This is a genomic window from Mycobacterium simiae (assembly GCF_008370645.1).
GTDB classification, from domain to species: domain Bacteria; phylum Actinomycetota; class Actinomycetes; order Mycobacteriales; family Mycobacteriaceae; genus Mycobacterium; species Mycobacterium simiae_A.
Genome location: NZ_VTZN01000035.1, coordinates 1 through 25,007 on the forward strand (window position 1 = coordinate 1; position 25,007 = coordinate 25,007).

At 63.0% G+C, this 25,007-nt stretch carries 18 protein-coding genes and 1 pseudogene; 10 read left to right on the forward strand and 9 right to left on the reverse strand.

The features are described from left to right. Positions 1-432: 432 nt before the first annotated feature. The 5 genes from F0Q45_RS08260 to F0Q45_RS29145 all read right to left on the reverse strand — a co-directional run bounded on the left by F0Q45_RS08260 (position 433) and on the right by F0Q45_RS29145 (position 5,542). Complete coding sequence (locus tag F0Q45_RS08260; protein ID WP_149653479.1) at positions 433-1,053, reverse strand: hypothetical protein; 621 nt, start codon at positions 1,051-1,053, stop codon at positions 433-435. A 728-nt stretch (positions 1,054-1,781) separates the two neighbouring features. Further along, entirely contained in the window at positions 1,782-2,084 is a 303-nt protein-coding gene (locus tag F0Q45_RS08265; RefSeq protein WP_149653480.1) for a hypothetical protein, read from the reverse strand. A gap of 16 nt (positions 2,085-2,100) precedes the next feature. After that, positions 2,101-2,292 (reverse strand): hypothetical protein, encoded by a 192-nt coding sequence (locus F0Q45_RS08270; RefSeq protein ID WP_149653481.1) that lies wholly within the window; start codon positions 2,290-2,292, stop codon positions 2,101-2,103. A 185-nt stretch (positions 2,293-2,477) separates the two neighbouring features. Beyond that, the gene (locus F0Q45_RS08275) at positions 2,478-3,797 is read right to left on the reverse strand and encodes a hypothetical protein (protein ID WP_262490918.1); all 1,320 of its coding nucleotides are present in this window, start codon (positions 3,795-3,797) and stop codon (positions 2,478-2,480) included. A gap of 1,325 nt (positions 3,798-5,122) precedes the next feature. Further along, a complete protein-coding gene (locus tag F0Q45_RS29145; protein ID WP_262490919.1) occupies positions 5,123-5,542 on the reverse strand; it encodes a hypothetical protein in 420 nt (139 codons plus the stop codon). A gap of 3,656 nt (positions 5,543-9,198) precedes the next feature. On the opposite strand from F0Q45_RS29145, the gene F0Q45_RS08295 reads away from it, so the two are divergent. Further along, the gene (locus F0Q45_RS08295; protein ID WP_188112837.1) at positions 9,199-9,711 is read left to right on the forward strand and encodes a helix-turn-helix transcriptional regulator; all 513 of its coding nucleotides are present in this window, start codon (positions 9,199-9,201) and stop codon (positions 9,709-9,711) included. 127 nt (positions 9,712-9,838) lie between these two features. Here the strand turns inward: F0Q45_RS08295 and F0Q45_RS08300 are convergent, their stop codons facing one another. Both F0Q45_RS08300 and F0Q45_RS08305 read right to left on the reverse strand, forming a co-directional pair. Continuing rightward, the gene (locus F0Q45_RS08300) at positions 9,839-10,696 is read right to left on the reverse strand and encodes a hypothetical protein (protein ID WP_149653483.1); all 858 of its coding nucleotides are present in this window, start codon (positions 10,694-10,696) and stop codon (positions 9,839-9,841) included. Continuing rightward, complete coding sequence (locus F0Q45_RS08305; RefSeq protein ID WP_149653484.1) at positions 10,693-12,051, reverse strand: hypothetical protein; 1,359 nt, start codon at positions 12,049-12,051, stop codon at positions 10,693-10,695. The genes F0Q45_RS08300 and F0Q45_RS08305 overlap by 4 nt, the downstream gene beginning before the upstream one ends. Positions 12,052-12,602: 551 nt before the next feature. Between F0Q45_RS08305 and F0Q45_RS08315 the strand changes: the two are divergent. Next, a pseudogene (locus F0Q45_RS08315) lies at positions 12,603-13,067 on the forward strand (8-oxoguanine DNA glycosylase OGG fold protein). 156 nt (positions 13,068-13,223) lie between these two features. On the opposite strand, the gene F0Q45_RS08320 reads toward F0Q45_RS08315, so the two are convergent. Continuing rightward, a complete protein-coding gene (locus F0Q45_RS08320; protein WP_149653487.1) occupies positions 13,224-14,369 on the reverse strand; it encodes a hypothetical protein in 1,146 nt (381 codons plus the stop codon). A 95-nt stretch (positions 14,370-14,464) separates the two neighbouring features. Beyond that, positions 14,465-15,262: a hypothetical protein gene (locus tag F0Q45_RS08325; protein ID WP_149653488.1), complete on the reverse strand. Its 798-nt coding sequence runs from the start codon at positions 15,260-15,262 to the stop codon at positions 14,465-14,467. A gap of 753 nt (positions 15,263-16,015) precedes the next feature. On the opposite strand from F0Q45_RS08325, the gene F0Q45_RS08330 reads away from it, so the two are divergent. The 8 genes from F0Q45_RS08330 to F0Q45_RS08365 are packed head-to-tail and all read left to right on the forward strand — an operon-like array spanning position 16,016 to position 25,007. Beyond that, positions 16,016-16,249: a hypothetical protein gene (locus tag F0Q45_RS08330; RefSeq protein ID WP_149653489.1), complete on the forward strand. Its 234-nt coding sequence runs from the start codon at positions 16,016-16,018 to the stop codon at positions 16,247-16,249. Between the two features lie 6 nt (positions 16,250-16,255). Continuing rightward, positions 16,256-17,224: a conjugal transfer protein gene (locus F0Q45_RS08335; protein ID WP_149653490.1), complete on the forward strand. Its 969-nt coding sequence runs from the start codon at positions 16,256-16,258 to the stop codon at positions 17,222-17,224. 35 nt (positions 17,225-17,259) lie between these two features. After that, complete coding sequence (locus tag F0Q45_RS08340; RefSeq protein ID WP_149653491.1) at positions 17,260-17,565, forward strand: hypothetical protein; 306 nt, start codon at positions 17,260-17,262, stop codon at positions 17,563-17,565. Then, positions 17,562-18,011 carry a hypothetical protein gene (locus F0Q45_RS08345; protein ID WP_149653492.1) on the forward strand — a complete coding sequence of 150 codons (450 nt, stop codon included), beginning with the start codon at positions 17,562-17,564 and terminating at the stop codon, positions 18,009-18,011. The genes F0Q45_RS08340 and F0Q45_RS08345 overlap by 4 nt, the downstream gene beginning before the upstream one ends. Beyond that, positions 18,011-20,455 carry an ATP-binding protein gene (locus tag F0Q45_RS08350; RefSeq protein WP_149653493.1) on the forward strand — a complete coding sequence of 815 codons (2,445 nt, stop codon included), beginning with the start codon at positions 18,011-18,013 and terminating at the stop codon, positions 20,453-20,455. The genes F0Q45_RS08345 and F0Q45_RS08350 overlap by 1 nt, the downstream gene beginning before the upstream one ends. Then, a complete protein-coding gene (locus F0Q45_RS08355) occupies positions 20,456-22,645 on the forward strand; it encodes a hypothetical protein (RefSeq protein ID WP_149653494.1) in 2,190 nt (729 codons plus the stop codon). It abuts the gene before it with no gap. Beyond that, positions 22,642-23,616 (forward strand): C40 family peptidase, encoded by a 975-nt coding sequence (locus F0Q45_RS08360; RefSeq protein WP_149653495.1) that lies wholly within the window; start codon positions 22,642-22,644, stop codon positions 23,614-23,616. Before F0Q45_RS08355 ends, F0Q45_RS08360 begins: the two co-directional genes overlap by 4 nt. After that, positions 23,613-25,007, forward strand: a complete 1,395-nt coding sequence (locus F0Q45_RS08365; RefSeq protein WP_149653496.1) for a DUF4226 domain-containing protein — start codon at positions 23,613-23,615, stop codon at positions 25,005-25,007. The genes F0Q45_RS08360 and F0Q45_RS08365 overlap by 4 nt, the downstream gene beginning before the upstream one ends.

The window sequence follows — 25,007 nt, forward strand, 5'->3', positions numbered from 1 at the left end:
TCATAGACATCAGCTAGATACTGGCGAGGCGCTACGCTTCCAGGACCCACCGCTTCGCCATGCCCGAGAACAGCGGCAGCCACCGGCCAGACAACAACACCGGCGAGCTAATCAAAGCGCACCGTGCAGCTACCCTGCCCAGAAGTAGCCACAAGCAAATCCTTGGAAGCCATCCGAGCCAGCACCTCAGTCAATCGCCCACCCCCTCCTCTCGCGGCTCCAACTCCTGGCCTTCTCGGGTCAGACACCACCCAACTTTGTCCATCACGACCAGACTTCCCCCCCGGAACCCACCAACCCTCGTCGCCAGGGCTTTGAGCACATGAAGCCGGCGGTGTTGGGGTAGCGGGCCGGATTTCCGATACCGTCAAAGGAGTTCCATTGCCCCCCCTCCCCCGATAGACGCTCAACCACTCACACCCGGCGATGTCCTTACGTCGACACGTCGTCGACCGCAGACAGATTGATTTCTAGCGCCGGCCCCAGCTGTCTTCCTCGTGTGGTCATCCCTTCATACCGCTGCACGTCGAAAACAGTGCCAATCGACGATCGGTTCCGCTGAATTGCCAACGCTTTTCGCGCTGCTTCTGTAGGGCTGGCCGCGTCCACGTCAATCACCCAACAGACCCGGTACTCACGCGTTTCCCCATCTTCCACCTCGGCTTCAGCCTCGACCTTCCAGCTGAAACCCCCACTCTCGGCTCGCAACCGACCATCAACGACCCGAAACCCGAATAACCTGTCGTCCTCTCCAATGAACCGCACATACGACCCCTCAATTGCGAAGCGCGCCAGGGTTTCGAGCACATCATCGGTAACCGAACAGTACTTATCACAGTGACATCCGAGCACGAAGGCCCCACCGATGTCAGCACACTCCATAAACCCGGTGTTGCCTTCAACGGCCTCAAGCAAGCTCGCGTACGGATGGCCTGCCGAAAAGCCCCCCAGTGCAGGTGAAAATAGAACCTCATTGAGGGCCGCCAATGCGGCGTCCACCTTGTCAGCCGGCACTGTGAAGTCCATGTCGACCGAATTCGCGCAATATCCCATCACAATCACCTCTCTACATCGCGGGCCAGCTGTTCACGTAAGGGTCCGCCGGTTGGTGAGCGGGCGCGCACGCCCACCCGGTTAGTAGTTACACCCCGCTGGGCATTTCCTGGTTCCGCCTGCGCTGACACCCCAAATCTTACTGTTGCCCACTGACATTCCGTCTCGGAATACTCCGTTGCCCTGGCCGGTGTCTTTGCGACCCCATGTTGAGGCACCGTTGGTTTTTACATGCGCTAGTAGGCTTTTCAGTAGTTACCCGACGGCGGATTGCTCCTCATGCTTGGCGAACGTCTCGTAGATGTTGTCGTCGTTGTGGTCGGGTTCCGGCCGCTTTCATATCCGCGCTCGGCCGAGGTGATCGACAAGCTCGGAACTCACGGAGCAATTGCAAATGGTCGACTAAGACACGTGGATCAAGAGGCAAGGTCGCAGTTCAGCGCGGTGAGGATGGCGTCGATGCGGCGGTCGTTGAGACTAGCTGGCGTTTGGCCGGCATACTCCCAAAGCTCTCGGCCTGCTTGAGAAGAACTGGTCGACCTCGACAGCGCGGAGCAGTACCTGCTCCATTTCCCAAAGCGCCTCGACGAGGTCGGCGGAGGTCTTATCCCACCTGACCGTCGCTGATCTCGTGAACTATTCGCCCCACCAGGACCGACCGTCATATTCGCCTACTCAACCATCCCATCGCGGTTCTCCTGTGGTGTCGTGCCGTGCCGGGTTATACGTCAGGTAGCGGTTTGCTCGTCGGGTTCACCGAAGTCGATGTCCGATAGCACCGCGTCGGCGATGGCCGTTGCAGTCGTGACAGCGAGGTGCTCGTCGAGGTGCGCGTCGCGTGCGCTAGTTGAGAATCCATATGGCTCCTGTGTGACCCAGTCGCACCCGTTGCAAGTCGCGACCCAGTACTTGCCGTGGTGAACGTTAGGTGTGTGCAGGCGGTGGATAGTTTCGGCGATCTGCGCGGCCACCTGGATGAGCCACGCGCGGTGCTCGGGACCGCCCATCTTGTGCTGCATCGCTTCTTTCATGCCGAGTATTCCGTTCCTACGTCAGCTCGATGCTGACGGGTTCGATGAACTTCGCGATCTGTCGCGCGAGAGATTTCGCCTCCTCGGCGACCAGCTCGGGCGTCCAGTGCTTGTCCCACGGCGGTGACGTGAAACCTCGCGTGATCCCGTGTCGATTCTCCTCCTGGTGGTCGAGTGATTTTTCGCCGATAACTGTGCGTTTTGTCATCTCACTCGAAGGTCGGTGTGGTCATTTTGCGCTACCTGTCCAGCAGCCCACGACGCACGCCAGTAAAACCGGCGTCCATTTGGCTACGTAAATCCCGCAAATCCCATATGTTCTCCCGCACCGCATTAAATGCTCGGGTGGTTGCATTACGAAAATCGTTGATTTCCTGGCCAAACTCGGATACGTCACGGTCCGCTCCGACCGGACCCCGAGCCGTCGACCTCGGTGACGACCCTCTCGGCTTCCCTTTTCTCCGCGCAGGTCAAGAACTTGGCCGGCCGCGAGATGACGGTCTGATCGATCCCGTTGTACGTTTGATGAGCCTTAACGATCGCCGCGCCGATCGTGAACCGCTGGCCGGCCTCGATATCGAGCGGTTTGCTCGCTTTCCACACGATGGTGTGTCCGTCGTCGGCGATGGCGACCAGGAAGGTCTTTGTGCCCCAATTTCCCTCCTGGTACACGACGATCTTGGCGGTGGCGGCGATGTTCTTGACCCGCTCGCCCACCTGACCGATGAACCCGGCGACAACGGAATTAGCTTTGCGCTCGGCTTTGATCTGCTGCTGACGGGCGTAGACCTTGACGAGCGAGGCGAGGATGCCCACGTTGCGGCCGCTGACGATCTCCCCTGCGAGGATGACGCGGAGATTGCGCCCGTAGTCGCTGTCCTCAGAGGTCTCTGACACCGAGGCTTTGATGGCCGCGATGAGGTCGGTGTCCGCCAGGTGCTCTGACGCCTCAGAGGCTTTCGTGAGGAAGTAGGTGCGCTCGGCGTCTTTGAGCTTGTTGATGTCGAAGAACAGGCTGGTGCGGACCTTGCTGACGGTGGAGACTTCCTGGTAGTGGCCGGACGCGACGTAGGCGCGTCCATTCTCGGAGTGGACGAATGCGTAGGCCAGAACGACGTCGACCGAGGTGCCGTAATGCCTGGGTTCGAACCCGCCCTGCAGGTCGTTACTGGTGAAGGTGAGCAGTTTTTCATCGAAGGTCAAAGCCCACAGGCCATTTGGGCTGACCCCGGTGTACAGCTCGATGCAGGAATGGCCGAGCTGAATGATTGAGCCGTCGCGGTCATCACGGAGCAGATAGAGCCGGGAACGGCTACGTGCGACGCGGCAGTGATCACATTCATTGTCTCCGCGAGGGCTGTATCCGCTGAGTTCCTGGCCCGGTGCGGAGTGCACAGTGATCCCCGCTTCTTCCGGGACCAGGCACGCCACGAAGGTGAAGTGACCGTGTTTCAAGGTCAGTGGTCCGGTGAGCGTGGCACGAATCCACGGCTCGTAGACGTACACGGGCTCGTGATTACTCACAACGTAATGGTCGGCGCGCGCGATGTTCTTCTTGACTTCGAATTCCTGGTAGGAGACTTCGAAACGGGCATCCAGGCCGGACTTGGCCAGTCGCCTGTTGGCGTGATCGATCTTGGCCTTGAACGCGTCGAGCTTGTAGGACGGGATTTCCCATTCGTGCATCTCTAAGGTCTTCGGACTGGCAATCATGCGGTCCCCCTAGGGGATTGGTTGACCTGACGCGCACGCCCGGCCGGCTGGTATGTATACCACTTTACACATTCTTGGGCGCCGCGGCTAGTCCCAGCCTTTCCTCGGTGTTGCTGGAAGTATGCCTTGGCCGCAGCGCGAACAGCAGGCGTGGCAGGTGTGGGATGGTCCTCGATCGCCGCTGAGGACGGCGTGGTGATCGATTGCGCGGTGGGCGGTCGGGGCGGTAACCAGCGAAGCCGGAAAGCCAAGAATGCTCCCGGACGCTCAATCCGGTTTGGCCAGTTCCATGCGCGATCGCGCATGTCGGCGTTGAGTGCGGCGATGACCTGCTGGGCAGACCACTCGTTGAGATCCAGGCTGGATCGCGTCAATGCGTCGCAGATCTGGCCCGGGTGCACGTGTCCGAGGCCGACACTGGCGGCGATCACGCCGGCAGCAAGTTTCTGCGTATGAAGCGGCCGCGGTGTACTCGAGCGCGGTTGTCGTTGGGATCGAGATCCTCGCGGCGGCCGCGGGCTGCCGCTTGGTGAGTTCTTACCAGCGTGAGATACCCGCCTATCCCTACGGGATGGCGGTAGCGCGCAAACGACTGATTTATCCACAGGCTGACTGCGGCTCACCAAGTGCCAGATCGAGGGCCGGCGTAGATCGGCCGGCGCATGGGCAGAACCTGTACCTCGACGGATTTCAATCGCCAACCCGGCCACGGACAGCAGCTGGCGCGCCGTCGTCACGGTGCGCGCCGAGCAGTCGGCTGCCGCCGCCGCCACAGCGTTCGTGACGGCACAATGCCGGCCGCTTCGGTGGTCAGCATGCGCAGCGAGCACCTGGGCCACCTTGAGCAGCAGTGGCGGTCGCAGGTGTACCTCAGCGCACGCGGCCCGGCCCTCATCAGTGGCCAGCCATCGCTCGAGTTCCTCCAACCAGCCAGCGCGGCTGACCCACATCGGCATGGAGGCGGGCGCCTGCCCGGCCTCAACGATCCAGCGTCGACGTACGCCACGCGCGTGCGCGCGTACTGAACGCGGGCAGTGAGCCCGCGGAATGTCACAATTTGCATCACGGAACAGCGCGTCTTGTAGCCCTGGGATTGGGTATGCGCTACCGTGGCACCTGTCAGCCAAGACAAGTCCCTTCGGGGAAGGGCGCAAGCCCACGAGTCGAGTTGGTAGCTCGGCTCGAAAACTTCAGATCGAAGCCTCTAAGCCCCGGCAGGCTGGGGGCTTCGATATTTTTGGACCCTGTTGAGCGTGTGTGGGTCTTGCGCCGCGTTATTCAGATGTTCGGGATTCAGGCCCCTCTGCCAGGAAGGGCGCCACACCTCACATAGCCAGCGGCAAGCCCTCCTTGCGTCCGAGTTCGACCACCAGGTCCTCCCGGCCGACGTGGATTGCCAAGATGTCGGCGACGTACTGACTCACCGAGGACACTCCAGTGCGGCGCTGCCGCTGGTGCACTGCTACCCACACCTCGCGGTGGGGACGTGTCTGAACCAGGGTGCGGCGACCGGGATAGGGCCGCGGTGCCACGACGCTGTCACCGTCCAAGGGCAGGCCTTGCTTGAGCCGGAGTTCCGCGACGAGATCCTCGCGGCCGACGTGGATGGCCAAGACGTCGGCGACGTACTGGCTCAGTGCCTTGACGCCGGTAGCGTGCTGACGCCGGACGACGAGATCGAGAACCGCATCGAAAGGACGGGTTTGTAGGAGCGCCCGATCTCCCTTGTGTGGACGGCCAGCCATGGTGTTCACCCTCTCACCAAGAAGCGCAAAATCTGATTCGGACACGCCGAGGATTGGCTGTGCAATCCGTAACATCTCAACTGCCTCACGCTTAGTGCTCCGACGGCCGCATTCGCCGCCGGATTACCCTCAGACGGAAGAAACGCGCAGCGCGTCCCTTGCCGTCAAGATCTCACTGCTAGGACGGGCGTCATCGTCAACGTCTGACGTGTCGGCGCGTGCGGACTTTCTCCACGGCACCATTCAGGCGCCGCCCGCCGAAGGCGGCCGGCGGTGCCGGCGTACAACACGGCGAACAAACCAATGTCCATCAGACCGATCAGCCTTACTCCCACATCCCGCCGCCACCACCCCTCTGCAAGTGGCGAGCCATCCTGCCGTGGACCCTCGTCGAATGCGAGCCGCGCGTCCCCGCTGCACATGCGCGGGTCCGCCGCGCTCATCCCTGCTTTACACACCTCGGACTCCCCTCTCATTCCACGCCCGCAAAAAAAGGGTGCTCGCACAGGAAGTACCTGGCTGTTGCGCCGATTCCGTCTGCTGAACGGCACCACACAGGAAGCGGCCCGTGCGGCACCTCCAGCCACTGCTGAGGACCGCCGAGCAGCGGGATGCGGCGCGGGCCCTCCCACGTTTGCGGGGATCGCTAGGGAGTATTCGCGCAGTACCGCGCGCGTGCGCGACGGCATCATCAAGCGCGCGTGGTTTCTGGTCTGTACCTGCGGCGGTTGGGATGAGCCAGCGACGATAGGTACTCGAATCGAGGTGCCGTGAACTGATCACGTGCGATCGCGTAGGCAACAGACCACTTGGTGATGCTGCTATTGAGATCGGTCAGCGCGCGTGTGAAGTCCTTGCCCAGCCACATCCCCGAACCGTTCAAGCATCACAGCTGGACGCTCACCGCTTCCCAACGCTGCGCGGGTTCTGCGCGCGCAGTCGTGCAGCGTTTCGGCGGTCGCTCGTAGCTGCGCGTTTTCGGAGCGCTCTTGTGCGCGATTGTGTCCCAAGCGCGCACAGGAGAAGCAGCGCTTCGCTGACGGTGCGATGGTCACTATCGGCTGCCCGTGGGCGGTAGGGAAGGAGGCTCGACGGGCCCGTGGCGAGCGCTTGGAGCTGATAGCGCTCATTGGCAGGAGGTCGTCGACGTCGAGGCCCATCATGATGGCGACCTGGGTTCGTCGCGCCAACACGGCAACGTTTGTATGTGTAGACCAACATCGTCTCCGCGGCCCGTGTGAGTTCGTCAGCTGCACCGTCAGCGGTGTAGGCGAGGTGGAGAGCTGCAGCGTTCAATCGGCGGCCTAAGGTCGCTGGTGGTGTAATCCGTGGCGGGGGTACCCATCGCTAGGCGCAAGCGGAAGCTGTGAGCAGCGATGATCCCCCCGCCACGTGGGCGACAGTCGATGCTATATCGCGTACCGCGGTCGAGGTCCAGTTGTAGCGTAATAGTCATGCTGTCTATCTTTCCGGCCTTGGGAGGAGGATCGACGCCTCCTGACGCTCCAACCTGTACAGATGGTGGTGCACAATGCATTCACAAACATTGTGAACATATCAGATACTTTAGTCACAAGAGTCTCATATGAACAGCATGTTCCAGTCATGAAGAGCTATCATTACTAGATTGATCAACCAGCAATAACGGTATATCAGTTAAATATCGAAATAGCGTATATAGCATATGTATATATCGACCCAATCATGTTGTGGAATCGATGAATGAATATTGCACAAATGCATATATCACGAGTTAAGCACGATAATGTTATGCAAGGATCATATGTGAACTGCGATATAACCATGGGACCCAGATATTGACCAAATATCTGGATAATGATGGCGCAACGCGGCGATTACGTCGGCCTACTAAGGTGCGAATATGAGGTCCACCTGAGGTAATCACGTATGTATCGGCACATGCGCATCTCACTCACATCACATATTTCCCCGTTATGTGGCCGCAGCAAGGATCCTCATCCCTCCGCGGGATTCTTCCCGAGGGTGAATCTCATTCGCCCGGCGGCGAAGCGGGGTAAGGGCCGGGTCCTGGGAGGCGCCGCTTTGATCAAGGGGGGGCCACGTTAAGGGGCTTGGCCAGCGGAAGTTTCGAAGCCTCAACAAGTCCGGGCGCTGTCATAACTGAGTCACAATCAGCCGGCACATTACTGATAGTTCATATGACAATCACGTGAGCTACATATTGCAGAGAGGCACGGCCATGGCACATCACCAGTGAATTCTGCGCTGATTGCCCGAGAACTATCCTCATAATCAGCGCACAATAACGGTATGCTGACGAAAGGTTGTTACCAGTTCTGAGCTGGGATGATTCGATTGCTTGGGATTAGCTGACGAGATTTTCAAGGGGGGTGCGGCACGCTGCGTGCGTCACTCACGGGCTCAAGGGGCCTTCATGGTGTGGTTACTTGGGCGGCCCTGTTTTAGGCTCGCTACGGCGCTCTCAGGGCCTGTTTTTTTAGAGCTCCCCGCCGTGAGGTGCGGTGCCTGTGGGGGAGGGGGACATGAGCGGCCGTTGCCATGGCCCCTGACCGTCCGTATGACCTGCACGGATGCTTACTTAGACCGATGTTGACCGGCGCAGTCTACGCGCGAGTGTTTCGCGGATGCTGCGCTGGGCATCAATGGCGGCCGGCGATGGCGGACCCGCGAGGGGTGGGCGGGCCCTGACGTCTTCTGTCACGGACCTGCTAGGTAGTGAGACTCGCGGTTGCAGGACGCGCGGGCAGGTGTGTCAAAGCCGTTGGGACAGGACCGGGCCCGGACGTGTGGTCTGGTCGGGCTAGGTGATGCCGCGCAATCTCATGCTCGTCGTTAAGTGGACAAAGCCGACTTTCGCCAGCGTCTGTTGGGGGCACTCATGTTGCGCACCATAGGGATTCGGCACTGACCGTGAGCAGCTTGTCGCCCGGCGCCCCGCCCAAGGATTCATCAACCAAAAGCCGCAGCGAACAACGCCGGGAGAGCCGGCGGCACGCGCCCCGGCCACTGCACACACAGCGACTAGCCGGCTGGCTGGCGGCGAGGTCGGTCGGCCCCGGTGCGCGAGCTGGCTACCATCGTTGATCAGCTGTGTAACGCCCTACAGCCCAGCCAGCTCGACCTACCGGCCTGGACAGGACCACGGCTCGCCCGCGCCCAGGCTCGCGCCTCGGGCCCCAGAAGGGGCCGTGGCGAAACACGACTCGTAATGATCTTGTGATTGGGCAGACGCGTGTTTGGAGCACACAAGTTTGCCAAACGTGCTGGTAGCACGCTAGAATAGCGGTGTCGCCAAGACATCGCTTCCCTTCGGGGGAGCCCGCCGGTTGGTAGTGCCAGCTACCAACCGGTTTTTGGTTTTCTGGGTTTGTCGTATGCAGTTGGCCGGACGCATGTCAGGCGCCCGATGAACGCAAATCGTGCCACGTATTACCACCAGTGGCAATGTTCGTTGTTGCAACACCCCACGTGCAGTATGTTCTGAAGGGGAAATCTGATATGCCTGACCAGCATGTTTAGACCGCTGTGACAGGAGGGAAAAATGTCGGCGTCGGCGTGTTGTGTCGTCGCGCCACCTGTCGTGGAAACGTACGCCGAGTTATAGTGCAATGTGCCAATGCGAGATCGTCGGGTCAAAGGAAAGGGAGGCACTCATGCGCTCCACGCCGGCAGCCACGCCCGGGGTCTTTAAGTACCGCAAAATGCAGGACCTCGCCAAGAAGCAGGGCCTGAGCAATCGTTCGCTGGCCGCAGCGGTGGACGTCAATCAAGGCACAGTAGGTCGCTGGGCGAAGGGGGAAGCTGCCCCTTCGCCGAAGTACATAGCGCGGCTGGCCGACGTGCTCGGTGTGCATCCGAGCGAGCTCTACGTTGTAACTGAAACCGCCCGCAACCTAGCCTATTACCGAGTCTTGGCTGGCTACAGCCTCGCGCAGCTGGCTCCGTTGATCGGAACCAGCCCAGTGCATTTGGGACGCATGGAAGCCGGACGCAGCTCGATCCCGCCACAAGTGCGCGACAAGCTCAAGCAGCGTCTGAATCTCGATGAGGATCGGCTAGCAAAGGCTATCCGGCGATCGCAGACACACAATCGCCGGCCGGTGTCGCGGCCGTTCGAGTTCGTGCCGATCGGCCTGCCGGCCACACGCCAACTCATCGGCGCCTAGCCGCGTCGCTTCGGTTCACCCTACGGATTTTCCCAGCCGCGCTTGACTCCGTGTATCCAGCTCGATCGAGACGAGACTCCAGCACCCCACGGCGTGAGCCGTAGTCAGAGTCACCACAGGCGGTGAACTAAACCAGGCGTAGTTGAGGGCGCTTGTCGTAGGTGATTAACCATGCGGTGGTTCGCGGTGCGGGTAACCAGTGCTTGTCGCGGCGGGTCGCTGGTGTTGGTGCCTGTCCTGGCTGATCGATGTTGACGTAGTTGGCGTGAGGGTCGATGAGGGCCAGCGCAAGCGGCATCACGAGCCAGGCGGTGAGTCCTGCCATTGCCATGATGACTGACGGCCCGGACAGCGATCGTACGTCGGCACCGGTCACGCCGCGATAGGCTGCCGAGGCGGCCGCGCCCGCATCTGCCATCGCGGCACCGAGATTCGGGCGATCGAGATAGACAGGGATTGGGACCAGGCCGTCCCAGCAGCTATCCGTGTCCACCAGCAGCCGCAGCTCCGGGCGCCCCGAATTCGCGTCGGACTCAAGGTGGATGAACACCCCTTTGAGTGTGGGCAGCGGAGCAGATGGGACGACAGCGGGAGGCCACGCAACATAGCAGCACTGCTGCGGTAGGTGTGTCCAGCGGTCTAGAGGCGGCAGGATCGCGTGGTGCCAATTGTCAGGCCCGCCAGCGGCCTCCCACAGTTCGCTCACGGCGGTATCGGCCACCGCCTCATCGAGCAGATAGAGGCCGCGAGTCAGCCGCCACTGCGTAAGCGCAGCTACCCTTGCGACGTCGCCGGGATTGGCTTGCCCGGCTGTGAGGTAGGCCAGTGTGCCGGCCATGGGCAGCCAGCACCAATGCGGCCAATCCAGCCCATCATTACCGCGGCGATTGACCATCTCGGCACAGACCGCCAGCGCATCGGGATAGCGATGACGGAACTGCTGCAGCAACGCATCCACACCCGTAGCACGCGCCGCGACGTTCATCGTTGTATCACCTCGTAGTAGTAGTTCATTTGGTCCGCGTGCATGCGCGTGCGGTTACCGCGTGCAAGTATCGCGCCGACTCGCGCGACCAAATCTGGGTCGAGGACGACGCGCTCGGTCTGGATGTAATCGTCGTACCAACCTGGATGCTGAAAAATGAGGCGGTCATCGGTGGTGAGTACCAATGTTCCGCCGGACTGCAGACTGCTCCCATACCGGCGGCAGATGATTCCGACCCGCATAGCATCATCGATCGTGGTCCACGCGAGGGCGACGTCGCCGGTGTGGGAAAGCTCCGTCACGATGTCGTGGATTTCTGCGGCGTCGGCCCGCTCGGCCCGCTCGGCCTCATCGGCAGAACGTTCCTCGGCCGTGGGCTCCACGATGGCAACGGTGTGCAGCAAATCCCAATGCGCTTCGTCGTGAGTTTCAGCATGCCAGCACATCGATGACGCGTCGTCTTCGCCAGTGAACCAGACCTTGCGGTCGATGACGACACCCCGGCGACCGTCACGCAACCGGACAATCGCGCCCAATGGTTTGGCCATCGCCCACGCCGTGACCTTGTTCATCCGGCGAGTGGAGACCACCCGCCATTCGGCCTCCTCGCCGGTCGGAACGCGGCGGGATTCGGCGATCAGCCGTGCCCGCCGACTCTGTGCGGCCTCGCCGGCTTGCGTTGCGACCTGCCCGGCCTCTTCACAGCCGCCACGTGCACCTTCGGCCGCAGCTTCCTCGCAGCGTTGCGCATGTTCGAGCAGCTGTTGAATCCGGTCGTAGGCCGCAGCAGTCGTGAATGCCCATTGTTTGCGGTCGCGGTCCCACAGGCCCCCCAATTTCTTGGCCTCAGCGCGAATTTCAACTGCGCGGTAAGGGATGGATATATACCTGGCCTGCCGCTTGATCTCCTCGACCCGTTGAAGCCGTTGGTCGGCTGCCTGGACCGCCGCGATTACCTCGGATTTTTTCCCAGACCCCACCCACAGTTGTTTAGCGTCGCGGTCCCAGTGAGCCCCCATCCGACGTAAATCCTCACCGAGACGTGAAGTGTAGCCACACCGCACATAGATTCGCCGGCCTAGCTGCCAGGCCCGGTCACCGTCAATGTCCTCATCAATGGGGATGCGCTGCTCACTCGTTTTCTTTGCGGCCTTCGTCGCGGCCGCCTTAAGTGAGCGGCGGAAACCGGAGGCAATGTGATCGACACTTTCGCCAGCCGTCAGTCGGGCCTCGAACGCCTGAGAGGTCAAACGACTGACTACCAGCTCCACATCATCGTCGGGCGCGACGACTCCGGCATCACACAGTAGCCTCGCGATTCTCGCGTTTACACCGGCGACCGCCCACGCGGTCATCTCAGCCTCGCTGAAACCGCGCTTTGTGTAGGCGGCGCGGCAATCCGCTGTGAGGTCGATCGCTGTCGATCCTGGAACCGCGGCCCCTTTTGGGCTCGGGTCCCGGCCATCCGCGTCATTCAGATTCGCGTTGTCCACACCCACCACCATACCCGTACATACGGGTATAGTCAATGGACTAGACTTCGGACTATGCCCCCGACGCGTTATCTGAGTCTCGCGGAATTCGCGGCGCGCGTGGGCGTTTCACCGGATACCCTCAAGGATTACGATTTGCCGGAGGCTGACAGCCTGACAGGCCGTTATCGGGGCTGGCTGCCAGAAACAGTCGATCGTTGGCATGCTCGACGCCCTGGTCGCGGCGCTCGAACCGACCTCCATCGCGACAACACCATCAACTCTTAACCAAGCGCACCGCTCTGTACGACTACTGGACTGAGATCGTGTGCGCCGCCGAAATAGCGAGATTTGAAGACCAAACACCGCAACGAGGTCGGTGAACACTCGCCGAAACCGGTGACCTCACTTGCAGTTTTTGTCGCCAGCTTTCTGTGGGGAAGCGGCGACCGGGGATACGGGCCCACCGCTACCCCGAAATCGTCGCCTCCACTGACGGCCGCTTACACGACATGCTCGCCGCCGCGGCCGCCGCGGCCTCCCAGGACGTCATCGCCGGCTATGCCATGCTCTTCGGCGGGCACGACCCAAAACATCGCGCAGCCACCAACGCTGAACCATGGACACGCATCGACAGCTTCGGTCCTGCGTTCTTCACGAAATTCCTGTACTTCACCACGTCGGGCGCGCTGATCCTCGACAACGTCTTGGCCAAGAAAGTCAAGGCACTGAGTAAGATTCCGTATCTCGTCCAGACCAACGGGTAATCCTACGCATCGAGTGCCTACCGCTACGCGGTATATCTGCACTGGATGCGCCAGACCGCCGCTCGGTTGGAGTGCGCCCCCGACGAGCTTGAGGCCACCCTCTTCGCACCACGATCCTGTTCACTCGGTTAGAGGGACAGCTGAATCAACTTGACCGGCGGCGAGCCAAAAGTGGGTAGCGCGGCGAACCCCTACCCCGACCCCAGGCTCTAGCCCTGAGGGTGAGCGCGTCGGTTGTGGGCGTTACGTTGCGGACGAACGCGAATATCGCGGGCCGCCCGCCAGCACTTACGCGGCGCGGTGCCCGATGATGCTGATCGACGAGATAGCGAAGTCCTTCAGATCACCGGTCTTAGGAGTGTCCGAGGCGAGAACGCCGCCCACGCCCGGGATGGTCTTGGTGTCCGCCACAGCGCCCGTCGGCGTGCCGAACTCGGTGATCGTGATGGTCATGGCCGAGGCGAGAACCGGCGGCTGAACCCGCGTGACCACTTCATCACGGATGTTGTTGGTCTGCTGCGTCAGACGCGTCTCGTCGGGATCGTTGAACTGGTACTCAACGGTCGCTGCAGTCTTGTGCCTGAGCCACTCGTCGGAGCCGTCAGGATTGACGCGGTTCCATCCCGGAACGATGGATACACCGGTGACGACGTACCAGTTATCGAATTCCACGCGCAGCACAGTCCCCGGAACCCCATAGGCAGGCACACACATCCACGCCGTGTTGACGTCACTGTCGAAGGCCTGCATCGGATCGGTGGACCCGGCAGTGCACCGACTGTCGGCGCGCTTGATCCCGATAGGCCCATCGGCCGCCGCACCGGCAGGATTGCCTGAGGAGGGCGTCGGCGGCGACTGCGTCATCGTCGGAACAGTAAAGGCCCGAGTCGTCGAGGCGGTGGTCGAAGACTTGTCTTCACCACCGCTTGGCAAGAGCGAGACGACCACGCCGAGGACCACGACAACAGCCACGCCGATGGCCGCCAGGCGGTGGGAACGACGACTGCCGTCGAACCACCCGAACCGCCACCAGAGCTTGGAGGCACCGAGATCGCCCACGCCGTCAGCAGCGCCACCAGCATCATCCAACGCCGAATCGTCGTCATCGTGGTGCACGTACGCGCCCCGCCCGGTACCGGACAGCAGACCCCGATCTGCGGGCCCCGTCATCACTCGACCAAGCTCGTCGAGGTCGGACCGCTCTTCCTCAGTCAAGGCTCGGTCCCGCCGATCAAGAACGTCGTAGGAACCGCACGCCGCGTCAAATTCCTCCACATCGGCGCCGGCCCCAGTGTCGTCGCCGGCGGGCATCCATTCGCCATAGCCTTCATCAGAGTTGGATGCGAACTCTGCACTCACTGGATCGAAAAGCTCCGGATCGGCGAGCAAGTCATCGGCGATCGCATCGGCATATCGGTGATACAGATCGGACATATCGACACCGCTTTCCGAGCCTGGCACTGCGCGCCACTCCGAGTCGAGAGCGTTAGCGTTGGGCAATCTTATCCCGTCAAATCCGGGCAGCCGGCTCACGCGGCCACACCAGTCTCAGCGAGCGTGACAGCACCAATTGCATCGCCAACGCGACTCCACCGCGCCTCGATGCAAGCGCGATCGAGGTCGTCCCGCGCAGCAATCACGGCGTCACGAAGTCGCCCCATGGCGCGACGCAAGCGCGACTCCAACTTGTTCTCGGTGACTCCCAGAACTGCCGCGACTTCCCGCACCGACAACGCCGAATCGCCCCCAAACCGAATCTTCAACGCCCGGTGATCCTGCTCAGCCAGAACACCGCGCCGCAACGCCCAGTCCAGCAGGACATCCGCGGTCAAGTAGCCGTCGACTTCAGCACAGACGTCATCGCCGACGACATCATCGAACGACGGTTCAGCAACACAAACCGGCGCCTCGTGCTGCTTGGTGACAGTCCGCAACGTGATCCAGTACAGCTGCGCATCGGCGAACTTGTGGGTCGGCTTCACCGCCGGCAGAGCGCGAGACAGGAACGCATCCACCGTCGCTTGGAACCGCTCATCGACCGAGTCGCCAGGGGCATGTCGAGCCACCGACGACAACATCACCGCTTTGGCGCCGAGCAGGACAGTCGACGCCAGGGCTACACCACGCCGATGATCGGCAAGCAGCACAGCCGTCGACGCCGTGTCACGTCCGCCGAGCGCATCGAAGAGTTGCTCAACAGTCGTGACATCAGTGGCGCGCAGCCAAGCTGACACCTGCGCGCGATGGGAGCGCATCTCGGCGCAGCGCAGTGCGTGCTCGCGAATCGCAGCGGCTGGACGCGGGAGGGAAAGAGGCTGAGTGGTCATCGCCGTTCTCCTGAAGGAGTCGTATGCACCAGTACGGCGCAGCTGATCACCACAGCCTCAGAAGGAGTTGGGAAGCAACCGTCAGCAACGACGTGACGGCGGCCGTGAAAACCGGGTGAGAACCACCCTCACAGATGTGATTCGCATCACAAAGTGCAGGAGTCACATGCCCGTGAACTGCGCGCACTCAATACCTGAGGGGCGCGCAACATGAAATCCGAGCTCTCACACGACGGAATCTGAAACGGCCACATCTCACGCGCCCAGCACACGCGCAGACGGTGTGCGCGCGTTGTGCGCGCCCACCAACGGTCAGTGTGCGCCTGGGCGTGCGCGACATGTGCGCGGAAGGTGCGCGGGTGCGTTGGTAGCTGGTCACGCCCCGTGTGCGCGCTCTGTGAGCGCCCGCGCACAATTGATGTGCGCAACCTGCGCAGACGCCACTGGCGACGGTTGTGAGCTCACATTCACACGGTTGACCTGCGAAAATAGCGTCGGCAAACCATCCTTCAGGAGGCTTACGCTGACCTTATCGCTCTGCTGCACGGCCAGCGTACCCCCCCTGTCAAGGGGGGAAGGGCAAATCAGAATCGCTTTTCGCGCCGCGTCCCCAGGACGCGCTATCGGCAATAGCGGTTAGCTGACCACACCCAACCCCACCTACGCACGACGGAAATCCCACCCCAGCCCGGTACTTCTCGGATAGAGGCGGCACCACCACGACCGCTCCCTTTCCGACAAGGACCACCACCAATGGCGACCTCCGCATCAGCCCGCTCTCGCAACCTCGACATCAGCCCGGCGATCGCCGCCGTGCGCGCGTACTCACTCAAGGTGAAGATCGCCTGCGACGAACTGCACGACGACCCGTTCGACGTCAACGCGCGCGCAGCACTACTGAAACTCATCGTCGACGACAGCCCCGAAGCGGACGCCGCGTTCACACGTGCGCTCGCCGAGAATGGCGCAGGGACTGCGGGAGACTGACTCACCGTGACAGGTAACATTGCCACAAGAAGGAAACAATTCGACGAGCTGATAAAGCCCATAGATCGACAGCTCCTCACTCGCCGCGCCATCAACGTCCTCGCCGTGATCGGCGGAATCTTCGCCGTCATATCGACGCTCTCTGGGCTATGGCCTGACTCCAACCACACCGATCCAACACCGGGAAACAGCTCCGTGCCGGCATCTACGTTGGTCACCGGATTCGCCCGGGAATACGTCACCACCTACCTCACCGCCAAGGCTGGCGATGAACACAAACTGGCGCGCTACGTGACACTCAAAGACGTCAAACTGCCCCCGGTTGCTGGCCAATTCACCGACGCCGATGTCGCCTTCGCCAAGCAGATCACCACGACCGGTGACGGCGTTGCGCTATGGACCGTAACAATCTCAGGGCTCGTCAACGGAGCCGCCACCACCGCACCTCAGCGCACCTTCTACCGAGTACCTATCACCGTGCTCGACGGCGCGCCGCGCGCCACCGCGCTGCCCATGCAGGTCGCCAGCCCTGGCATCGGAGTCGATTTCCGATTGGGCTACGGATACACCGTTGCCACCGACTCCCCGCTGGGCATGACCGCCGCAGGATTCGTTCGCTCCTATCTCACAGGTGGGGCCGATTTCGCTCGATACGTCACTGCTGACTCCGACACCAAGCCGATCCAGCCAGCCCCCTACGCGAATGTCGACATCCTCACCATCGAAGCCAACGTCGGCGGTAACGGCAGCGCCGCAACCACCGCCGAGGTCTACATCAACGTCGCCGCCAGAACGAAGAACTACACCCTGACGCAACTGGCCTATCCGTTGTCCCTGCGATCCGTCGAAGGGCAGTGGCAAGTCGTCTCTATCGCCGCCATACCGGTGCTTAGGACGCAGCCCGACAACCCGCACCAAGGCGACGCGACCACAACCACCTCCACGACTCCGCCGCCGCCGCCGACGCGCGGATGACCCTCTCAGATTCACCCTTGGAAAGGAACGCTCCGATGACCGACATTCAGGTTCTCCTCGAAAACATCCGCGTTGTAGTCGTTAGCTGCGCAGGAACGGTGCTCCTGCTCTGGGGCATCTACTACTTTTTCAAGAACCTCTTCGGCGAGGCAGGCCGCAACCCAGTGAAGATCGCCGTCTCGGCCCTAGCGATCACCGGGGCGGCCGGTGTCTTTGCGATGATCCCGTCTCTGATCAGCGCCGGCAGCCGCACTGGTGAGCAGATCGGCGGCGGCGGCGGATACTCCATGCCGGCACCCACCGGATTCCCGGATGCGATCGACGCGCCGACCGCCGCATGAACGAGGTGCGCTTGGTCCGTGTGGCCACCTCTGGACGCCGCTTCCGCACCTACGTTGGGCGGCTTCCCGGCGGACGTCGGCTCCCCGGTGGCGCGCGACCGATCGAACAAGTCGTCGGCTTCACCGCGACGGGAGTTCTGACGATCATCGCAATCCTCGTGGTGCCCTACAACGCCCTAGCCGTCTTCGCGGTGGGCCTCATCGCCGCGTTTGCAGTCACGGCCGTGCTGAGCCTCATCAAGTACGACGGCGTCCCGGTCCTCGGCAAGACAGTCCGGATGTCGAGTCTGGTGTTCGACCGGAAGCCCAGCGTGCTAGCCCGCGAGGAGTTGGAACGCCAGGCCGCATCCAACCCGCACGCCTTCGTGATCAACGTGATCGATGACGCGCGGTCAACGACAGCTGACACCCACTCCACGACGACGCAGCAGAACGAGAGCACATAGTGAAGCCCCGACAGCCGACCGCGGCCAGACGTCACCACATTCAGTGGACACACCATGGCGGCGTATACGCCACCTACTTCGTCGAGCCGGCCGACTACGGCCTGCGCCAAGCCGAAGACAAAGCCAGCGTCGCCGACGCCCATGAGTCGCTGATCCTGAACTCCCCTGAAAACACGCTGCTGCTGAGCCTGCAGGCTCCGCTGGATCTCGTCGACGTCATGAATCGCGCCCTGGACCACGTCGACCTGCAACGCACGCCCGACTACATCAAGGAGACCTTGGACGGATACCGGCGCATCGCCGAGATCGGCCCACTGACGCGGATCTACACGATCACATTCCCGATCAACAAGAGCCCGCTCAACGGTGAACCGTCTCCCCGCGAGATCGCCACCCAGATGGCCGCCGCCGAGGAGCTGCTCACCGTCATCGACCCCGAATCCAACTTCAAGCTGCAGCCCGTACCGGAAGGCCTGCTGCCCTTCATCTGGAATCACAACCTCATGCGGGGATCGGCGCTCGAACACGCCCCACACAATCCCGCCAACGCCTCACCGAGCACTGCACCGCCCACGACCCCGCTCTTCCTTCCCGGCATTCTCGACGAAGGGGCGCGAACAGAGAAACCCTTCAGGCGCAGCTTCGACCCCATGCTCAAGACCATGGTTCGGCTCGACGACGGACACGTCATCAACAGCTACCAAGCAATGCTGACCCCGATGTCCTTTCCCCCAGCGATGGCCTTCCCCGGACACTCCGAGTTCCTATCCGTACTCGACGGAATCCCCGACGTCAGCGTCGACTGGGCGATGCGAGTGCGTCGCCGCGACCGCGAGTCGGCCATGCGAGAAAACGAGAAAGTCCTCGCCAAGCTCGGTGTCCAGCTCGGAGAACGCAACACCGACGTCGGGTTCCACACCCAAGAGCTGCGCCGCAAGGTCGACACCCTGGCCGCCTACAACGACAGCCTGGCCATCAACGAGAACGCCGAAGAGGTCGAGTTCACCACCGTGCTCGCTGTCGGCGCACCAACCCAGGCCGACCTCACCCGCAGCGTGGGCACCCTCAAAGCCAAGTACCGTCGCCTCGGAATCCGCCTCGATGGACCCCGCGGCGCACAACGCCAGTTCTGGATGATGCTCAACCCAGGTGCGCCGGCCGACACCGTCTACACCGACTATCAGCACGTAACAGCGACGCCCGACTGGGCGGGATTCGTCCCCTTCACCACCGCACGGCTGCTCGACGACACCGGACCGATCATCGGAGTCAACCTGCTGTCGGGACTCTTCGAGCCACTGCACTTCAACTTCCTCAACAAGGTGCTTTCCGACATCAGCCCCGCCATCGCGATGGCCGGCGAACTCGGCTCAGGAAAGAGCTACTTCGTCAAAACACTCATCAGCATCATCGCCGACCTGCTCGGCCAGTTTCTCGTCATCGACCGCTCACCGGGCGGCGAATACGTCCCCCTGCTGGAATCCATCCCCGGCTCCGTCCTGATCAGCCTCGACGAACCGCGCTTCACACTGGATCCCCTCCGGATCTTCGCCGACCGGCACAAGGCCCGCAGCATCACGCTCGACACGATCCTGCCGCTGCTCAACATTCCCGTCGTCTCCGCACCAGGTGTGCTGCTCGCCGAAACCCTCCAACCCGAACACCGCGCCGCCCACCAGCTGCGCTCACTGGCCGACGTCCGTGACTATCTCGCCCACAACGCCGCCCGTCATCACGGCCGCGACGCCGACGACCAGCACGCACTCGTGCGCGCCATGGACGCAGTGGAAGCCCCGGTGCTTTTCGACCGTGCGCTGCACCCGATGCCCTTGACCGCCACCGCCACCGTGGTCCGCACCCACACCCTGGCGCTGCCAACCGTCGACGAGCTGACGCTGACCCACGCCTACGCCAACCTGCCCTGGCGCAAGCGACTCGGCCACACGCTCTACGAACTCGTCGGTCTACTGGCCCGTGAACAATTCCTCAAGCTAGGCCCTTTCGGCGCTCTCGTTGTTGACGAGGCCTACCATTTCACCACTACCACCGTGGGCAAGCAGATCGTCGAAGAGTTCGTCCGAGACGGAAGGAAGAACTCGGCGGGCATCATCCTGGCCTCTCATGACCCCAAAGCGGACTACGCCACCGCTGCGCACAACCTCATCCCCAACCGCTTCGCCTTCCGTCAACGCAACGCCATCACCGCCGCGAACACACTGGAATGGCTCGGCGTCGACATCGAACGCGACGCCTACCTGATCAAGCAGCTCCGCGAGAACACCTCACCGCCGGTGGGCCGCAAGGAAACCGTTGCCCCCAACCGCCGTGGTGAGTGCTTCATCGCCGACGGCCGCGGCCGCATCGGACGGGGAAAGATCCTCGGTCCCGCGCGAGCCGACCGCGCCCGCGCCGTATCCACCACCCCCCAGCAGGTGATGATCTAGATGCTCTCCGCCGCCTTCTTCCCACCAGGCTGGGACCCCACGCTGCCCACCTTCGGCCAACTGTTCGCCCGCGGCTGGGCGTTTTCCACCGCCACCCGCCTGCGCCGATACACTGTGCTGCCGATCGTCCTGCAACTGGTCCTGTGCGTGGCGGCGCTGGCGTTTCCCGCTGAGGCCCACGCCGCGTTCGGCCCGCAGAGTCCACTGCTCTACATGCTCGACGTCACCGACTCCTACGGTGTGCCGCTGTCGCGCTACGCCATTTCCACCGACTACGGATCCATCCTCGACGGCGGCTCCCAAGCCGTGCTGGCCACGCTGTTCCAGGCCGAAGCCGGTCTGTTCGTCGCGATCGGAGGCGTCGTGATCTGGTTTCTCATGTATGTCCTGAACTTCGGATTCCTGCCTGACCTCGTTCAGCCCGTGGCCCTCGTCGCCCAGGACTACGCCGGCCAGATCATCCCCGGTATCGCCGTGATCGCCGCCGTCATCGCCGCCACCGTCATCGCTGTCAATATTCTGCGCGAAAACCTGCCACGGGCAGCCTCCCAGGCTGCCGCCGCCGTGGTCATCGCGCTGATCGGAGGCGCGCTGGTTTGCTCGCCGATCACTTGGGTGATCTCCGACCGGGGACCCCTGGCAATGGGCCGTGACGCGGCCGTGGGAATCGGGTCGAACTCGATCGCCGGAATCGACAACACCACGCAGACACTCAGCCGCCTGGAGGGAACACTGGCCACATCCTTCGTGCGCCGTCCCCTGCAGACCTGGAACTTCGCCGGACAACCCGACAGCACGCCTGCCTGCGCGGCCGCATGGAGCAACGGCGTCAACTCCGGCGATCCCGACAAGATCAAGGACGGGATCGCCGCCTGCGGCGCACCCGATTCAGCCGTCATGAAGGCCACCGCCGACAACCCCAGCCCCGGTCAACTCGGCACAGGATTCCTGATGATCATGTTCATCGGCGTGTTTGCCCTGTTCTGCCTCGTGCTCGCCGGCCACATCGTCATGGAATTCTTCCGTGCAGTGCGCGACGCATGCCAGCTGCTGTGGGGCTTCGCGGTCGGTGTGATTCCCGGAGGACCCCAAGCGTCCCTCGTCGACACCTTCGTGGCTGTTCTCTTTGCAGGAGTGGCGATGTTCGGGTTCGTCACCTTGACCATCTTCTTCGGTGAAATCATCACCGTGGTCTTCGCTCAGCAGGGCAACGGCGTCGTAGCGATGTTCTCCGCGCTGTTGCTGATGATGGTGGCAATTCGAGCAGTTTTCGGTCTCTCGAAAAAAATGAAGCAGTCCAGCGCCAAGGTCGCAGCCGGCGTCCTCAACAGCGTCGGGGCGACCCCGCCGCCGCCGACCGCTAACATCCTGCACGAGAAGGCTGGCGGCTTCCTGCGCGACACCCGCGTGGTCGCCATGGGGCTGAGTGCCACCATTGCCGGTGGCGCAGTGGCTGCACGCTCGCCGTCAGCAGCACATGCCCTGCATGTCGTCGCACCGTTCGTGCGCGGCGGCCGCAGCTCGACAGTCCGGCACCTGGACCGCGGCGCCGACATCTACGAGCGCAAGCAGGACCAGGAGGAGCGCGCCAGGCAACAAGCGGCCAAACAGGCGGCAAAGGAGCAGGCCACGCAGGAACAGCCGACGGATCAGTCGGCAAGCGCCCCACCGACCATGACTGCGACCTCGGCACCGCAACCGGCCGAGGGTGGGGGAGGGTCCGCGGCGTCGTCGAGTCGGTCAGCGCCGCCGACGATGCAGTTCGGCGCGGCACCCAACGGGGACGACCCACCACCTCGACCGACCCTGTCGAACACCGACCCGCAGGCTTCGACCTCCCGGCCCACACCGCCGCCGTCGAGCACCAACAACCAGGCCCCACCCGGTTTCTACTCGGAGGTCGTCGACCTGCTCGGCGCAACACCACAGGCGCCCAAGACCGGCTCGGCCGCACCTCTACCCGACATGAGAAACCCTACGACCAGCGCCGATGCCACGTCCCCGGCGCAAGCGCCCCCGCCAGCCGCGGCCGGGCCCGCCGGCAGCGGCGATGCAGCGCCGCCGTCACCGTTCGAGGGCACAACCGGCCCAACACCGCCACCACCTGCGCCGCTGGCACCCCCATCCACCGGACCTGCTCGACCGCTGCCGCCACCGCCCGAAAACCGCGATGACCAGGGCAGATCATGACAACACCGACCGAGCCGCCTCGTCGATCGGCCCTGCGCAGCGTGCTGAGCGCCGCCGCTGTCCAGGGCACCCGCAAGGCCGCCGCTTCGGCAGGCTCTGCCGTTGTCAGCGCCGCTGGCTGGCCAGTGATCCTCGCAGTCGTCGTGGCCGTGGCGCTGCTGGTGCTGGTGCTGCTCGTCTCCGCGATCGTGGCGCTGAGCCGAATGTCCGACCAACGCAATGCCTTCAACTACCAGTGCGAATCCCGGCTGGGGTACTCCGTCGGCAACACCGCCGCACTGGCGGTCGTACCCCGACTGGCCACCTCCGTTCCCTTCGGTCAAGCGCCGGCAACCACGTGGGAGACGACCGCGTTGCAGCCAACCACCACCACACCCCCGACCACCACCACGACCGCAGCCCCCACAACCACCGTCACCACCAGCACCGATGCCACGTCCCCGACGAACCCGTACGCCACGTTGACCGTTCCGCCCACCGCCGACGCCAGGACTGCGGCATGTGTGGACGCGGTGCGTACCGGCGACGTTGTCGGGCCCCCGCTGACCTCGCCGGGCGACGACACCGGGCGTCGCGCCGCCGCCTTGGCCAACAGCCAGGTAGGTCTGCTGGCAACCGAGGCCGACGGAAGTACCGCTGGCCCCACGAACAACGCGTTTTCAGCAGCTAACTTGGTCAGATATGCCTACTACCAGGCCACCGGGGGAGAGGTCACCTTGCCCAAGGACATCGCACACCAGATCGACACCGGAGATCGTGTTGATCCCAACGCGATCAGCGCCGGCGATCTCGTCTTCTTCAACTTCACCCCGACCAACGGACCCACCGCCGTCATGATCGCCACCACGCCCACACTCGGCATCGACGCAACAGCGGTGAATCAGCCCATCGCCGTCGGCGTCCTGCCAACCGGCAACGTCATCATCAAAAGACCACGCACACACGCCGAACAGGAGGTGCCGACCCCGTGAGCGACGGCCAACTCTCCGACACCACGGCGCCGCCGCTGCCGCCCGGCCTCGGCGGATCCCCCGACACCGCGCATCGTGACAACCAGCGCCGGCCGCCGATCCTGCCGATCACGCCGCGGCTGCCCGGCGCCCCCCAGCAGCAACAGCCGATGTCGACTCAACCGGCACCAGTGAGCACGCACCCGGCTAACGCCACCACACCCGCGCCAGGACAAACCGCACCAGGACAAGGCGCCCCGCCCGCGGCCACCTCACCGGCCCCTACCCCAGCAGCTCCTCCCACCGTCGGCGGCCCCACTGCGGCCGAACCCGCCAGCGCTGACGAACATGACCACCCAGACAGCGGCTCCACCAGCGACAACGCCACGTCCCCCTCGCCCGAGCACGCCGCCAACGCCGCGGCCAAACCCGCCATCAACCCCCAAGACGTCGCCGGCATGCTCTCCGGACTGGCCGAACCGCTGGCCGGCCTGCCCTCAGCCCTGATGGGCATCGGCACAGGCCTACTGGCGCCTTTCGGCCAAATCCTCAACCAGTTCGGGCAAGGCAACCCGGCCATGCCGTCCTCGAGCGGCTTCCCGCAGAGCGTCCTTGACCGCCTCGGCAACACCGACGCCGGCACCAGCATGACCGGCCTGCCAGGGGACGCCTACCAGTCCGACGTCGACAAACAGGCCAACCAGGCCCGCGCGATGGACAACCTGGAGCGCAAACTCCGTGCCGCACTGAAAGATTCGGCCGCCAACTCCACCTTGGGCCGCGACAAGATCGAACAGATCATCAACCAGGTCAAGTCCGCCCTGCAAGCCATGGGACCCATCGCCAACACCCCCATGGGGCAACTCGGAGTGCTGACGACCATCGCCCAGGGACTCCAGCAGGCCGGCGCCGTCTTGACCGAAGCACTCGGCAAGGACTCACTCAACGCCGGCACCGTCAAATCGATGTCGGCCGATTACCTCAAGGACCTCAACGCCGCCGGACCCAACAGCGAAGAACAGCAACACCTGCTGGCCGCCGGAGGCCCCAAAGCCTGGGCCATCAAAGCCCTGGCCGCCAACGGCATCACAGACCCCCGCGCCGTCGCGAACTGGCTCCCCGGTCTCATGACCATGGGACAGCGAGAATCAGGCAACAATCCCCGTGCTGTCAACGGCTGGGACTCCAACGCCGCCAAAGGAACACCATCCAAAGGATGGATGCAAACCATTGAACCCACCTTCGCGGCGCATTGGCGCCCCGGAACGTCACGTGACATTTTCGACCCGGTCGCCAACGCCGCGGCCGCCATCCACTACGTGATGACTCGATACCACGTTTCCGCCGACGGGTCAGACCTGATGTCCAAAGTGCAGCAGGCCAACCCGTACGCATCCCCGAAGGGATACTGA

Excerpts from the sequence above, each read along its gene's own strand:
- F0Q45_RS08325 (WP_149653488.1), bottom strand. The coding sequence starts at position 15,262 with ATGACCACTCAGCCTCTTTCCCTCCCGCGTCCAGCCGCTGCGATTCGC.
- F0Q45_RS08320 (WP_149653487.1), bottom strand. The coding sequence starts at position 14,369 with ATGTCCGATCTGTATCACCGATATGCCGATGCGATCGCCGATGACTTG.
- F0Q45_RS08305 (WP_149653484.1), bottom strand. The coding sequence starts at position 12,051 with ATGACCGCGTGGGCGGTCGCCGGTGTAAACGCGAGAATCGCGAGGCTA.
- F0Q45_RS08330 (WP_149653489.1), top strand. The coding sequence starts at position 16,016 with ATGGCGACCTCCGCATCAGCCCGCTCTCGCAACCTCGACATCAGCCCG.
- F0Q45_RS08355 (WP_149653494.1), top strand. The coding sequence starts at position 20,456 with ATGCTCTCCGCCGCCTTCTTCCCACCAGGCTGGGACCCCACGCTGCCC.
- F0Q45_RS08360 (WP_149653495.1), top strand. The coding sequence starts at position 22,642 with ATGACAACACCGACCGAGCCGCCTCGTCGATCGGCCCTGCGCAGCGTG.
- F0Q45_RS08340 (WP_149653491.1), top strand. The coding sequence starts at position 17,260 with ATGACCGACATTCAGGTTCTCCTCGAAAACATCCGCGTTGTAGTCGTT.
- F0Q45_RS08345 (WP_149653492.1), top strand. The coding sequence starts at position 17,562 with ATGAACGAGGTGCGCTTGGTCCGTGTGGCCACCTCTGGACGCCGCTTC.
- F0Q45_RS08300 (WP_149653483.1), bottom strand. The coding sequence starts at position 10,696 with ATGAACGTCGCGGCGCGTGCTACGGGTGTGGATGCGTTGCTGCAGCAG.
- F0Q45_RS08295 (WP_188112837.1), top strand. The coding sequence starts at position 9,199 with ATGCGCTCCACGCCGGCAGCCACGCCCGGGGTCTTTAAGTACCGCAAA.
- F0Q45_RS29145 (WP_262490919.1), bottom strand. The coding sequence starts at position 5,542 with ATGGCTGGCCGTCCACACAAGGGAGATCGGGCGCTCCTACAAACCCGT.
- F0Q45_RS08260 (WP_149653479.1), bottom strand. The coding sequence starts at position 1,053 with ATGGGATATTGCGCGAATTCGGTCGACATGGACTTCACAGTGCCGGCT.
- F0Q45_RS08270 (WP_149653481.1), bottom strand. The coding sequence starts at position 2,292 with ATGACAAAACGCACAGTTATCGGCGAAAAATCACTCGACCACCAGGAG.
- F0Q45_RS08265 (WP_149653480.1), bottom strand. The coding sequence starts at position 2,084 with ATGAAAGAAGCGATGCAGCACAAGATGGGCGGTCCCGAGCACCGCGCG.
- F0Q45_RS08275 (WP_262490918.1), bottom strand. The coding sequence starts at position 3,797 with ATGATTGCCAGTCCGAAGACCTTAGAGATGCACGAATGGGAAATCCCG.